This is a genomic window from Nocardia grenadensis, from assembly GCF_050942415.1.
Taxonomy (GTDB): domain Bacteria; phylum Actinomycetota; class Actinomycetes; order Mycobacteriales; family Mycobacteriaceae; genus Nocardia; species Nocardia grenadensis.
The window spans coordinates 2,271,535-2,285,163 of sequence record NZ_CP192054.1 but is presented as its reverse complement, the minus strand read 5'-3'; the positions used below and the strand labels follow the sequence as shown (position 1 = coordinate 2,285,163).

The 13,629-nt window shown below is 69.0% G+C and carries 11 protein-coding genes; 7 read left to right on the top strand and 4 right to left on the bottom strand.

All coding sequences use genetic code 11. The features are described from left to right. Positions 1-7: 7 nt before the first annotated feature. From ACQPYS_RS10395 to ACQPYS_RS10385, 3 genes are read left to right on the top strand one after another with little or no spacing between them, the layout of a single operon-like run. The gene (locus tag ACQPYS_RS10395) at positions 8-1,243 is read left to right on the top strand and encodes a CaiB/BaiF CoA transferase family protein (RefSeq protein WP_063036030.1); all 1,236 of its coding nucleotides are present in this window, start codon (positions 8-10) and stop codon (positions 1,241-1,243) included. Further along, positions 1,240-2,178, top strand: a complete 939-nt coding sequence (locus ACQPYS_RS10390; RefSeq protein WP_433492419.1) for a hydroxymethylglutaryl-CoA lyase — start codon at positions 1,240-1,242, stop codon at positions 2,176-2,178. Before ACQPYS_RS10395 ends, ACQPYS_RS10390 begins: the two co-directional genes overlap by 4 nt. A 44-nt stretch (positions 2,179-2,222) precedes the next feature. Continuing rightward, positions 2,223-3,170, top strand: a complete 948-nt coding sequence (locus ACQPYS_RS10385; protein ID WP_433493018.1) for a 2-hydroxyacid dehydrogenase — start codon at positions 2,223-2,225, stop codon at positions 3,168-3,170. Here the strand turns inward: ACQPYS_RS10385 and ACQPYS_RS10380 are convergent. The 3 genes from ACQPYS_RS10380 to trpB all read right to left on the bottom strand — a co-directional run bounded on the left by ACQPYS_RS10380 (position 3,145) and on the right by trpB (position 7,067). Then, on the bottom strand, positions 3,145-3,975 hold the full coding sequence (locus ACQPYS_RS10380) for an IclR family transcriptional regulator (protein WP_431941413.1): 831 nt from the start codon (positions 3,973-3,975) through the stop codon (positions 3,145-3,147). The genes ACQPYS_RS10385 and ACQPYS_RS10380 overlap by 26 nt on opposite strands. A 98-nt stretch (positions 3,976-4,073) precedes the next feature. Continuing rightward, complete coding sequence (locus ACQPYS_RS10375; protein ID WP_433492418.1) at positions 4,074-5,537, bottom strand: DHA2 family efflux MFS transporter permease subunit; 1,464 nt, start codon at positions 5,535-5,537, stop codon at positions 4,074-4,076. Positions 5,538-5,825: 288 nt separating this feature from the next. Further along, a complete protein-coding gene (gene trpB, locus ACQPYS_RS10370; RefSeq protein WP_431941415.1) occupies positions 5,826-7,067 on the bottom strand; it encodes a tryptophan synthase subunit beta in 1,242 nt (413 codons plus the stop codon). Positions 7,068-7,405: 338 nt separating this feature from the next. On the opposite strand from trpB, the gene ACQPYS_RS10365 reads away from it, so the two are divergent. From ACQPYS_RS10365 to ACQPYS_RS10350, 4 genes are all read left to right on the top strand, one after another. Further along, positions 7,406-8,776 (top strand): NAD-dependent succinate-semialdehyde dehydrogenase, encoded by a 1,371-nt coding sequence (locus tag ACQPYS_RS10365; protein ID WP_431941437.1) that lies wholly within the window; start codon positions 7,406-7,408, stop codon positions 8,774-8,776. Then, complete coding sequence (locus tag ACQPYS_RS10360) at positions 8,773-9,834, top strand: tartrate dehydrogenase (protein ID WP_433492417.1); 1,062 nt, start codon at positions 8,773-8,775, stop codon at positions 9,832-9,834. The genes ACQPYS_RS10365 and ACQPYS_RS10360 overlap by 4 nt, the downstream gene beginning before the upstream one ends. A 250-nt stretch (positions 9,835-10,084) precedes the next feature. Continuing rightward, positions 10,085-11,542, top strand: coding sequence for a catalase (locus tag ACQPYS_RS10355; protein ID WP_063036024.1), 1,458 nt, complete (start codon positions 10,085-10,087; stop codon positions 11,540-11,542). Between the two features lie 239 nt (positions 11,543-11,781). Further along, positions 11,782-12,747 carry a glycerate kinase gene (locus ACQPYS_RS10350; protein WP_433492416.1) on the top strand — a complete coding sequence of 322 codons (966 nt, stop codon included), beginning with the start codon at positions 11,782-11,784 and terminating at the stop codon, positions 12,745-12,747. A gap of 64 nt (positions 12,748-12,811) precedes the next feature. Here the strand turns inward: ACQPYS_RS10350 and ACQPYS_RS10345 are convergent, their stop codons facing one another. Then, entirely contained in the window at positions 12,812-13,279 is a 468-nt protein-coding gene (locus ACQPYS_RS10345; RefSeq protein WP_063036023.1) for a PPOX class F420-dependent oxidoreductase, read from the bottom strand. Positions 13,280-13,629: the final 350 nt, after the last annotated feature.

Here is a 13,629-nt window from a genome sequence, read left to right as displayed (position 1 = left end):
GGAGAACATGCGCAACGAGCCGCCGCTCGCCGGTATCCGGGTCCTGGAACTCGGCAACTACATCGCCGCCCCGACCGCCGGCCGGATGCTCGCCGATTTCGGCGCCGAGGTGATCAAGGTCGAACGTCCCGTAACCGGTGACGAATTGCGCCGCTGGCGCCTCTACGGCGGCGAGACCTCCATGCTGTACCGCACGATCAACCGCAACAAGAAGTCCATCGTGGTGGACCTGAAGACCGAGGCGGGTCGCGCCCTGATCCTGGATCTGGTCCGCGAATGCGATGTACTGCTGGAGAACTTCCGGCCGGGCACGCTGGAGAAATGGGGGCTGGGCCCCGAAGCACTGCAGGAAGCCAATCCGGAGGTGGTGATCACCCGGATCTCCGCGTACGGACAGACCGGACCCCAGGCCGCCCGGCCCGGTTTCGCGGCGGTGGCCGAAGCGGTGGGCGGGCTGCGCGAGCTCATCGGCGATCCGGACCGTCCGCCGGTGCGTACCGGTGTGTCCATCGGCGATTCCATTGCCGGTATCCACGCCGCGTTCGGCACCGTGATGGCCCTGTTCCAGCGGGCCCGCAGCGATACGCCGATCCCGTTGCCGGAGCGCATCATCGATGTGGCCCTCAACGAGTCGATCCTGTCGGTGATGGAGTCGCTGGTCCCCGACTATCTGGCGTACGGCGTGCGGCGCGAACGTGTCGGCGGCCGGATGGAGGGCATCGCGCCCAGTAACGCCTACCCGTGCAACGACGGCACCAGCATCATCGTCGCGGGCAACGGCGACGCCATCTTCGCGCGCTATATGGAGACCATCGGCCGACCGGACCTCGCCGCCGACCCGGAGCTGCGGGATAACGCCGGACGCTGGGCCCGCCGCGACGAACTGGATGCCGCGATCGCCGCGTGGACGAGCCGGCACACCCGCGCGGAGGCGCTGCGGCTCCTCGACGCAGCCGGTGTACCGTCCGGTCCGATCTACACCGCGGCCGATATCTGCGCCGACGAGCAGTACGCCGCTCGGAACATGATCCAGCACTTCGAGGTGGACACGGGTGCGGACGAACCCGCCACGGTGGGATTCCCCGGCATCGTCCCGGTGATCGGCGGCGCCTCGCTGCCGATCCGTACAATCGGCCCCGACCTGGGTGAACACACACGCGAAGTACTCGCCACGGTACTGCGCCTCACCGACGACGAGATCGACGCCGTCACAGGCGCTTCGGAAACAGGGGTTACGGTATGACCTTCAGCTACACACCGGCGGCGAAGCTGCGCGATGTGACGTTGCGCGACGGGCTGCAGCTCACCGGCAAACCGCTGGGCACCGAACGGAAGGTGGCGCTGGTCCGCGACCTGCTCGCGCTCGGTGTCCCAGAGCTCGAGATCGGCTCCATGGCCCGCCCGGACCTGGTGCCGCCGCTGGCCGATTCGCTCGACGTGATCGCCGCGCTGACTCCGGAGGAACTCGCGAAATGCTGGGTGTGGGTGGCCACCCCGCGGCATATCGAGAAGGCGGCCGCGGTGGGTGCGCGTAATTTCCAGTACTGCCTGTCGGCGTCGGATTCGCACAACAAGGCCAATATCGGGCGCACCACCGAGGACAGCGTCGCCGCCATGCCCGCGGCGGTCGAGCTGACCCGGGACTGCGGGGGCACCATCCAGCTGTGTATCGCGACCGCGTTCACCTGTCCCTTCGAAGGTGTTGTCGATCCGGCGCGGGTGCTGGGTATCGCCGCGGATCCGCGGACCGACGGCGCCGTCGATATCGTCCTCGCCGACACGCTGGGCCAGGCCGTCCCGGCCCAGGTGCGACAGCTCGTCGAGGGTGTCCGCGCGAACACGCCGCCGCGCCGCATCGTCTACCACGGTCACGACACCTGGGGCCTGGGGGTCGCGAATACGCTGGCGGCCATCGACGCGGGCGCCACGCTGGTGGACGGGTCGCTGGGTGGATTGGGCGGCTGCCCGTTCGCCCCCGGCGCGAGTGGCAACACCGCGACCGAGGACCTGCTGTTCGCCACCCGCCCCGACTGGCTCACTCCTGCCATCCTGGCGACCGTGGTCGAAACCGGCGAGGCGCTGCTCGCCGACCTGGGCGAGCCCAACCGGTCCAAGACCGCGCAGGGCGCCCGCTCGAAAGCCCGGGCCTTCGACTGGGTGATCGGCGAGCAGTCGTGACGGCCGCGGATTTCCTCGTCACCACTGCGCTCCCCGGTCCCGGGATGCGGCTGCTCGAAGCCGCCGGAGCGGTGACCGTGGCCGAGACCCGGATGAGTCATGAGCAATTGGCCGATGCCTGCGCGTCCGGGGACTACCGGGTGGTGGTGGCACAGCTACGCGACGAATTCGACGCGGAGCTGCTGGACCGGGCGAAGATCACCGGGATCAGCAATTTCGCGGTGGGATACAACAACATCGATATCGCGGCGGCCACCGCGAACTCGATCGTCGTGGGCAACACCCCCGGCGTCCTGACCGACGCGACCGCCGATATCGCCCTGCTGCTGATCCTGGCGGTCGCGCGCCGGTGTGTGGAGGCCGATACCTTCGTCCGGTCCGGCGAGTTCCACGGCTGGGAGCCGGAACTGCTGCTGGGCCACGATGTCAGCGGCCGGACGCTCGGTCTGGCCGGTTTCGGCCGGATCGCCCGCGCCACCGCGCGGCGCGCGCTCGCTTTCGGCATGACCGTGGTGTTCTCGCCACGCCCACCCGGTGACCGGGCGGTGAGCGAGGAGGAACTCGGTGAGTTCGCTGGACGGGTGCAGCAGCTGCCGTGGCCCGAACTGGTCGCCACCAGCGATTACCTCTCGCTCCACGTCCCGCTGAACGCCGAGACCCACCATCTCGTGGACGAATCCGTACTCCGGTCGATGAAACGATCGGCGATTCTGATCAATACCGCGCGCGGGCCGATCGTCGACGAGCGCGCACTGGTCGCGGCCTTGCGCGACGGGACCATCGCGGGCGCCGGATTGGATGTGTACGAGGACGAACCGCGTCTGGCACCGGGCCTGGCCGAACTGCCCAATACCGTGCTGCTGCCACATGTCGGGAGCGCCACGGTCCCGGTGCGCGCCGAGATGGCCCGCCGGTGTGCGGAGAACGCCGTGGCCATGCTCCGCGACGAACTGCCGCCGTACCCGGTCAATCCGGAGGCGCGGGCGCGCTGACCACGGCGAGCCCGGGGTCGGCGGCCGGAATACGGCCGCCGAGGGTGCGGGTGACCTGTTCGGCGTAACCGACGAGCAGGTCCACCCACGCCTCGCACTGTGCCAGCGGCATCCGCAGGGTGGGGCCGCTGATCGTCAATGCCGCCACCACCTTTCCGGCCGCGTCGAATATGGGCGCGGACAGCCCCGATGCCGAATCCTCTCGCTCTCCGGCGCTGATCGCGTAACCGTCGGCCTTGGCCCGGGAGATGAGCGACCGCAGCTCCGGTGGACTGGTGACGGTGCCCTCGGTCAGCGGTTCCAGTGGTGCCGCCAGTACCCGCTCGGCGAGTTCGGGGTCCCAGGCCAGCAGGATCCGGCCCGCCGACCCGGCGTAGAGCGGGATGATCTTGCCCACGTACATGTCCCGGCGTAGCGCGTGCCGGGTCTCGGCGATGGCCACACACACCCGGAAACCGTGTTCGGCGCGGAAAACACAGGCGGTCTCCCCCGTCTCGTCGCGGATCTCGCGCAGTACCGGGTCGACGATCGCCAGCAGGTCCAGTCCCTTGATCGCCGTGGCCGCCCAATAGCTCATCCGCAGCCCGACCCGGAGTCGGTCCCCCGCCCGATCCAGCAGGCCCTGCGCCACCATATTGGTGACCAGTCGCTGCACCGTGGAGGTCGGCAACCCGGTGGCCTGCTGGATCTCGCCCAGCGTCAACGACGGCCGGGCCAGGGAGAAGGCATCGAGGATCTCGGTGATCTTCCCCAGTACCAGCAGCGGCTGATGATTCACGGCCGCACCGCCGTCTTGCCTCGACATATCGCCGAATCTACGCGGTATCCGGCCCGCTGCGGCGTCGGACACCGTCACCGGTGGACCGTCGGCCGCCGCTTCCTCGCCGCGGCGACCCCTCGCGATCAGACGTGGACGAGCTTGGCCGCGGGCTGCTCGCTGTCCCCGGTCCCGCCGGGTGCCCCGGACCGGTTGGGCAGCAGGATCGCGGTCACGATGACCACCAGCGACAGCGCCGCCGACACCACGAAGGCCAGCCGCATCCCGTCGAGTTGCGCGGTCAGCGTATCGATACCCTGGCTCTGCAAGGCACTGGTCCGGGTCGCCATCACGGTGACCACCAGCGCCGTACCCAGTGCGGCGGCGACCTGCTGCAGCGTGCCCAGCATGGAGCTGCCGTGCGAGTAGAGGTCCTCCGGCAGGGCCCCGAGCGCGAGGGTGAACACCGGTGTGAAGGCCGCGGCCAGCGACAGCATGAGCAGGATGTGCAGGGCCAGCAGTTGCCAGTACGGCGTGGTGACCGAGATCTGGGTGAAACCGGCCAGCGCGGCGGTGATCCCGATCGCCCCCGGGATCACCAGGAGGCGTCCACCGAACCGGTCGAACAGGCGGCCGATCACCGGGCCGAGCACACCCATGGCCAGCCCACCGGGCATGACCAGCAACCCGGTCTCCAGCGGCGACAGACCGCGCAGGTTCTGCAGATACAGCGGCAGCAGCATCATCGAGCCGAGCATGGCCAGGAACGCGACCGCCATCAGGACCAGGCCCAGGCTGTAGGTGCGCGAGCGCAGGATCCGCAGATCCAGCAGCGGGGTGCCGTGCCGCTGCAACCACAGCTGCCGGGCGACGAACAGGCCGATCAGGATGACGCCGGCGGAGGTGATGAGGGCCGGGGTGGCGACCGTGCCCGCCTCGAACCGACTCAACCCGTACACCAGGCTGCCGAAACCGAGTGCGGCGGAGACCACGCTGAACCAGTCGATCGACCCGGTCTCGGGTTCCCCGATGTTCTCCAGCCGCCGCAACCCGAACCAGGTGACCGCGCCCGCGATCGGCAGCACCAGTACGAACAGCCAGCGCCACGAGGCGATCTGCAGGACCAGGCCGGAGATGACCGGCCCCATGGCCGGAGCCACCGAAATGGCCAGGGTGACATTGCCCATGACCCGGCCGCGATCACGTTCGGGAACCACGGTCATCAGGGTGGTCATCAGCAGCGGCATCATCACCGCGGTACCACCGGCCTGGACGATCCGCCCGGCGAGCAGCACCGCGAACGAGGGCGCCACCGCCGAGAGCGCTGTACCGGCCAGGAAGACACCCATGGCCAGCGTATAGGCGCGCCGCGTGGTGACCCGCTGCAGGAACCAGCCGGTGACCGGGATGACGGCCGCCATGGTGAGCATGAAGGAGGTCGACACCCACTGCGCGGCCCGCTCGGTGACCTCGAGGTCGTGCATCAGCCGCGGGATCGCGTTGATCATGATGGTCTCGTTCAGGATCACCACGAAGGTCGCGATCACCAGCAACCGAACGACGACCGGAGTGCCGCCTCCGGCCCGGCGAACGGATAACAGGGCGGGCATCGGCTTACCTCCGGAGGTCGTGAGCATCGGGCGTCGGCCGGGCGGGGTCGTCGATGACCGTTGCCCGGTGTACGAGAGAACAGACGAGTGAGCGGCGCTCGGCTCATCGGTGACGCGCCAGTGTTTCTTACGGCTGTGCACGAGATCAATCGCTTTTCCGGCGGCTGTATTCCCGGCCACAGCCCGATCGCCCAGCTCGCGGGGGCCCGGCCACGACCACTCCCCAGGGGGATATGAGGGAGGTCACGCGACCCCCTCGGACGTATCGGCGGACCGACGACCGGAGGGTCAGCCGAGTCCCAGTTGCTGTGCCGCGATCTCGAGGTCCTTGTCGCCACGCCCGGACAGGCACAGCAGGACCACCGAACCGGCGGCCAGGTCACCGCGCTCGGCCAGCTCGAGCAGGCACCCCACCGCGTGCGCGGATTCCAGGGCGGGGATGATGCCCTCGCTGTGCCCGAGGGCTTCCATACCGCGTAACGCGAGCGCATCGGTGACCGGGACCGCGGTCAGGCGGCCGCTGTCCTCCAGATGACTGAGCTCCGGGCCCACACCCGGGTAGTCCAGGCCGGCGGCGACACTATGCGTCCCGGCGATCTGACCGTCGTCGTCCTGCAGCAGGAGGCTGAACGTACCGTCGATCTCGCCGGGACTGCCGGCGGTCAGCGACGCCGCGTGCGCGCCGGTCTGTATTCCGCGCCCGGCGGCCTCCGCACCGAGCAACCGCACCCCCGGGTCGGCGACGAAGGGGCGGAACGCGCCGAGAGCATTGCTGCCGCCGCCGACACAGGCGATGACATAGTCGGGTAGTCGACCCTCGGCGGTCAGGATCTGGGACCGCGCCTCCGCCCCGATGGGGTGCTGGAAATCCCGCACGATCCGCGGATAGGGAGTAGGCCCGGCCGCGCTACCCAGCAGGTAGTGGGTGGTGTCCACCTGCGACACCCAGTCGCGGACCGATTCGGTGATCGCCTCCTTGATCCGCCGGTTCCCGGTTTCCACCGCCCGCACCTCGGCGCCGAGCAGGCGCATCCGGATCACATTCGCCCGCTGCCGTTCCATATCGACGGCACCCATATAGATGGTGCAGCTCAAACCGAGCATCGCCCCCACGGTCGCGACTGCCACTCCGTGTTGTCCCGCCCCGGTCTCGGCAACGATTCGGCGTTTGCCCATGCGCCGGGCCAGCAACCCCTGCCCGAGGGCGTTGTTGATCTTGTGCGAACCGGTGTGGGCCATATCCTCCCGTTTGAGATAGACCGTCGGCGCCGGTGCACCCAGCCGCGCGGCGAACCGCGGTACCCGGTGCAGCAGGGTTGGCCGGCCGACCCGGCTGCGCGACAGACCGGTCAGCTCCCGGACGAACGCCGGATCGGCGCGGGCCGCATCGTATGCGCGTTCCAGTTCGAGCAGGGCGGCCATGAGCCCCTCGGGAACGTATCTACCGCCGAATCGGCCGAATCGGCCACGCTGATCCGGGAAATCCCCGGGACGTAAGGTTTTCTGCGCGACCCCGTGATCGACGACCATCCAGCACTCACATTCCCTGTTCTCACTCCGCCGCGAAAAGTCTGTCCGGCCGGCGCAAGCGCCGGGTCACCCCTCGGCAACGGAGTAGTTAACAGTACTAAAGGGTTGGATTTTCGCCGTGACGTCACCTGCCGCGCAATCGGAGCCTTCCCCACCACGAGAACTCGCCCCTATTGTAGGATTGTCGACAATCCGGCCAGGCTCGACCGGCCACTGTCAGGGAGGAGCGTCCCACCGTGCTCACGGAAGCCACACTCACCGCCGCCGAACGGGAAGCCGTCGAGTCGGTACCCACCGGCCTGTTCATCGACGGCCGCACCCGCGAGACCGCGAAGACCATGCCCGTCCTCGATCCGGCGACCGGACAGCTGCTGCGCGAGGTCGCCGACGCCACCCCCGAGGACGGGCGGGCCGCGCTGGACGCCGCCGCGGCCGCCCAGGCCGGCTGGGCGCGCACCGCGCCCCGCGAGCGCAGCGAGATCCTCATGCGCGCCCATCGCCTACTGCTCGACGATGCCGACCGGCTCGCCCTGATCGCGACACTCGAAATGGGGAAGCCGCTGACGGAAGCCCGCGGCGAGATCACCTATGCCGCGGAGTTCTTCCGCTGGTTCGCCGAGGAGGCCGTGCGCCTCGACGGTGGATACATGCCCGCGCCGGGCGGGGGTGCCCGGTTCCTGGTCACCAAACAGCCCGTCGGGCCGAGCCTGCTCATCACCCCCTGGAACTTCCCGATGGCCATGGGCGCTCGCAAGATCGGGCCCGCCCTCGCCGCCGGGTGCACCAGCGTGGTCAAACCCGCCGAACAGACCCCGCTGTGCACCCTGGCGCTGGCGCGGATCCTGCACGAGGCCGGTGTTCCGGCCGGAGTGGTGAACGTGGTGACCACCTCGGATCCGGGCGCGCTGATGACGCCGCTCATCGACGACCCGCGCTCGCGCAAACTGTCCTTCACCGGTTCGACCGCGGTGGGCAAGAAACTGCTCGAGCAGTGCGCGCGCACCGTCATGCGGACCTCGATGGAGCTGGGCGGCAACGCCCCGTTCCTCGTCTTCGACGATGCCGACCTGGACGCGGCGGTCGACGGGGCGATGGCGGCGAAGATGCGCAATATCGGGCAGGCCTGCACTGCGGCGAACCGATTCCTCGTCCAGCGCGGGGTGGCCGCCGAATTCGCGGAGCGGCTGGCCGCACGGATGGGCGAGCTACCGTTGGGCCGCGGCACCGAACCCGGGGTCGTGGTAGGCCCGCTGATCGATGCCGACGCGGTGACCAAGGTGACCGAACTGGTCGCCGACGCCCGGACCCGCGGCGCCCGCGTCCTGCTGGGCGGTGAACCGCTCGACGGTCCCGGACACTTCTACCCCGCCACCGTCCTGGTGGACGTCCCCGACGCGGCACAGATCTGCCATACCGAGGTGTTCGGGCCGGTCGCGAGTATCGCCACCTTCGAGACCGAGGAGGAGGCCGTCGCCCGCGCCAACGACACCCCCTACGGTCTGGTGAGCTACGTCTACACCGAGGGTCTGCGGCGCGGGCTGCGGATCAGCGAAGCGCTCGACACCGGAATGGTCGGCCTGAATCAGGGTGTCGTCTCCAATCCGGCCGCGCCGTTCGGCGGGGTGAAAGAATCCGGTCTCGGCCGCGAGGGCGGCCTGGTCGGCATCGACGAATTCCTCGAGATCAAATACATCGGAGTGCCACTGTGACTTTCTATCGGATCGCGACGATCCCGGGCGACGGTATCGGCGTCGACGTGACCGCCGAGGCGGTGAAAGTTCTCGACCGGGTACTGCCCGGCATCGAATGGACCGAATTCGACTGGTCCTGCGAGAACTACCTGCGCACCGGCGCGATGATGCCCGCCGACGGACCGGAGCGCCTCGCCGGATTCGACGCGATCCTGCTCGGCGCCGTCGGTTTCCCGGGTGTGCCCGACCATATCTCGCTGTGGGGTCTGCTCATCCCGCTGCGCCGGGCTTTCGGCCAGTACGTCAATCTGCGCCCGGTGCGGCTACTGCCCGGCACCACCTCGGCACTACGCGACCGCACCGCCGCCGATCTGGACCTGCTCATCGTGCGCGAGAACTCCGAGGGCGAGTACTCCGAGATCGGCGGCCGGCACAATCCCGGCCGGCCGGACGAATTCGTCCTGCAGGAATCGGTTTTCACCCGAGTCGGCTGCGAACGGATCATCCGGTACGCCTTCGACCGGGCGACCGAACGCACGGGCCGCGTCTGCTCGGCCACGAAATCGAACGGTCTCATCCACTCCATGCCCTACTGGGACGAGATCTTCGAGCGGATCGCCGCGGAGTACCCGGCCGTGCAGACCCGGCAGATGCACGTCGACGCACTGGCCGCCGAGATCGTGCTGCATCCGGACCGGCTCGATGTGATCGTCGGCTCCAACCTCTTCGGCGATATCCTCTCCGACCTCGCCGCGGCCGTCACCGGCGGACTCGGGCTGGCCCCCTCCGGCAATATCAACCCCGCCCGGGACGCGCCGTCGATGTTCGAGGCGGTTCACGGCAGCGCGCCCGATATCGCGGGTCAGGGCATCGCCAACCCGGTGGCGCAGATCCTGGCGGGCGCCATGCTGCTCGACCATCTGGGCGAGCACGTCGCGGCGGACGCGGTCGACCGAGCGGTCACCGATGTCCTCGGCAACGGCGGCCCGCGCACCCCAGATCTGGGCGGTACGGCCACCACCACCGAGGTCGGCACCGAGATCGCCGACCGGGCGTCGGCCCTGCTGCACGCCTGAACACCGGTCCCGGGGCCGGCCGTGCCGCCCCGGGGCCCTTACTCCGACCGACCCCTTCTGACCAGTGTTTTCCCGTGTCGAAGGTCTCTTTCCAGCTTTCCCGATTGCCCCGTGACATTCTGGGAAAGCGACAGTGTGTGGACGGTCCGGGTCAGGAACTCCTCCTCGCGCTCGATCCGGCCACGCGATCAGGTCCCCGGCTCCGCAGCCCCGGAGCCGGACCATTCGCCCGGAAGGAGACGCCGAGAGCATGACCAGTGAACAGCCCGAGATCCTGACCACCGATGCCGGTATCCCGGTCGAGAGCGACGAGCATTCGCTCACCGTCGGCCCGAACGGCCCCATACTGCTCCAGGACCACTACCTCATCGAACAGATGGCCCAGTTCAACCGGGAGCGTATTCCGGAGCGCCAGCCGCACGCGAAGGGTAGTGGCGCCTTCGGGCGCTTCGTGGTCACCGGCGATGTCAGCGCCTATACCAAGGCGGCGGTTTTCCAGCCCGGTACCGAGACCGAGATGGTCGCCCGGTTCTCCACGGTCGCGGGGGAACGGGGCAGCCCGGACACCTGGCGCGACCCGCGCGGTTTCGCGTTGCGCTTCTACACCGGCGAGGGCAACTACGACATGGTCGGCAACAACACCCCGGTGTTCTTCATGCGCGACCCGATGAAGTTCCAGCACTTCATCCGCTCCCAGAAGCGCCGCGCCGACAACAACCTGCGCGATCACGATATGCAGTGGGATTTCTGGACGCTGTCACCGGAGTCGGCCCACCAGGTCACCTGGTTGATGGGCGATCGCGGGATCCCCAAGACGTGGCGGCATATGAACGGCTATTCCAGCCACACCTACATGTGGGTGAATGCCGCCGGCGAGAGGTTCTGGGTCAAGTACCACTTCAAAACCGACCAGGGCATCGATTTCCTCACGCAGGAGGAAGCCGACCGGCTCGCCGGCGCCGACAGCGATTTCCACATGCGCGATCTCTACGAGTCGATCGATCGGGGTGAGTACCCGAGCTGGACGCTGTATATGCAGATCATGCCGTTCGAGGAAGCGCAGGACTACCGGTTCAATCCCTTCGATCTCACCAAGGTGTGGCCGCACGGCGACTACCCGCTGATCGAGGTCGGGCGGATGACGCTGAACCGCAATCCCATCGATAATCACACCGAGATCGAACAGGCGGCGTTCCAGCCGAACAATCTGGTACCCGGAATCGGCCCGAGCCCGGACAAGATGCTGCTGGCCCGGATCTTCTCCTACGCCGACGCCCACCGGGCCCGGCTGGGGGCGAATTACCAGCAGATCCCGGTGAACGCGCCGCACACCCCGGTACACAGCTACAGCAAAGACGGCGCGATGCGCATCCATCCGGTGACCGATCCGGTGTACACGCCGAACTCCAAGGGTGGTCCGCGCCCCGATATCGACCGGTACGGCGAACCCGCGGGCTGGCATACCGACGGCGATCTGGTTCGCACCGCGTACACGCTGCACGCCGAGGACGACGATTGGGGCCAGGCCGGCACCATGGTCCGTGAGGTGCTCGACGACGCCGCCCGGGAGCGGCTGGTGAGCAATATCGTCGGCCATCTGCTGGACGGCGTGAGCGATCCGGTGCTGCAGCGCGCCTTCGAGTACTGGCGCAACGTCGACAAAGAGCTGGGCGATCGGGTCGAAAAGGGTGTCGGCGCCGCCCGCTGACCAGGGTCGGGGCCGCGACGATCTCCGGGATCGCGGCCCCGGATGCCCGGTGGACCGGGCATCCGGGGCCGCCGACGAGCGCTAGAGTCGGGCGGCATGAGGATGTGCACGTTGCGGCCCGGCCGACGACCGCGGCTCCGGCACGATGGAAAACCGGATTACGGTGGCGGCCGCCATCGGGTGCGAACGACACCGTACTCCGGGACTCGGGCGCTCGTCCGGGTCCGCGCGGTGACCGCGTGACGATCCTGGTCTGTCCCGACAGTTTCAAAGGCACCTACACCGCCGCCGAGGTCGCCGACGCCATCGCCGGGGGCGCCGAGGAAACAGGCGCGTCCGCGGTACGCCTCCCGGTCGCCGACGGCGGTGAAGGCACCCTCGCCGCACTCACCGGGCCGCTGGGCCTCCACCCGGTGACGGTCGCGGCCCGCAATCCGTGGGGTGTCCCCGGTGAGGCCACCTTCGGGTTGTCCGACGACGGCGTGGCGGTGATCGAGATCGCCGCAGCCAGCGGTATCACCACTGCGCACAGCGGTCCGCGCGATCCGGTCGCCGCGAACACCTACGGCACCGGCATGCTCATCGCCGCGGCGGTGCGGCGCGGGGCGTGGCGGATCGTGGTCACCGCGGGCGGATCGGCCACCACCGACGGTGGTGTGGGAGCGATCGCGGCCATCGAGGACGCCGGCGGTCTCGGCGGGGCTTCGATTACTGTGCTCACCGATGTCACCACCCGCTATGTGGACGCGGCCCGGGTGTTCGGACCACAGAAGGGCGCCGACCCGGCCACTGTCGAACTGTTGACTCGGCGGCTCGCCGAAACCGCGCGTACCCTGCCCCGCGATCCGTCCGGAGTCGACGCGACCGGAGCCGCCGGAGGATTCTCCGGCGGCATGTGGGCACAGTACGGGGCCGAATTACGCTCCGGCGCGGACTACGTGCTCGACAGCGCTGGTTTCGACACCCTGGCCGCGCAGGCGAGCACGATCGTCGTCGGAGAAGGGCGGCTGGACGGGCAGACCCGGGCCGGCAAGATCATCTCGGCGATTCTCGGGCGGGCCGGCACCACCCCGGTGTACGCGGTGGTGGGTTCGGTCGGTGACGATCTGGGTGACTACCGGTCCCATTTCGCCGAGGTCATCGTGGCCTCCGACACCGGGGCCATACGGGCGGCGGGACGACGGATCGGCACCGCCGCGCCCTGACGGCAGGACCGCCCCGAACGACCCGCGAAGTCCGGAGGGGCGGGCGCGGCCCCTGGGCCGGCGTTCAGCCGGCGGTATCGACCTCGGGTGGGAAGCCGCCCGTGGCGATCGGCCCCCAGCGCTCGATATCGATGCGGATGAGCGATTTGCCCTGGCGCGCCATCGCGGCCCGGTATTCGTCCCAGTCCGGGTGCTCACCGGCGATACCGCGGAAGTAGTCGACCAGACCGTCGAGCGCCTCCGGCATATCGAGTATCTCGGCTCGGCCGTCCACCTGCACATAGGCGTCGTCGAACTCGTCGGAGAGGACACAGATCGACACCTGCGGTTCGCGGCGGATATTGCGGGTCTTGGCCCGGCTCGGGTAGGTGGATACAACGATCCGGCCCTGCGGATCCAGCCCACAGGTCACCGGTGACATCTGCGGGCGGCCGTCGGCGCGGGTGGTGACCAGCACGCCGTGATGGCGCGAACCGAGGAATGCCAGCAGGTCGGCCTTGTCGACGATGGTGGAGGTCGCGATTCGCGGCATGGAGACCTTTCGAGACGGATCGGTACTCGAGCGATGCCCTCACAGCATAGTCACCCGGTGCGGTCCCGACGTCGACCGTCGTCCCGCCACGACGCGCGGATTACTCCCGCACGCTGATTCGCCCGGCCCGCGGCGGGTATCGCGGGTGGGCAGCCGGAAACCGCGTCGCGCGACCGGCCCCAGCACCCGCGACAGGAGCACGATCACCATGCGCGCCACCGACCCACAGCGTCCCTTTCCGGAACCGCATCCGGCGCCGGATCCCGAACCCACGCCGCCGCTGCCCACTCCCCCGCCCGAACCCCGGCCCCGGGAGCCGCAACCGCCGGTCCCCGGTCCCGCGCCGGAGC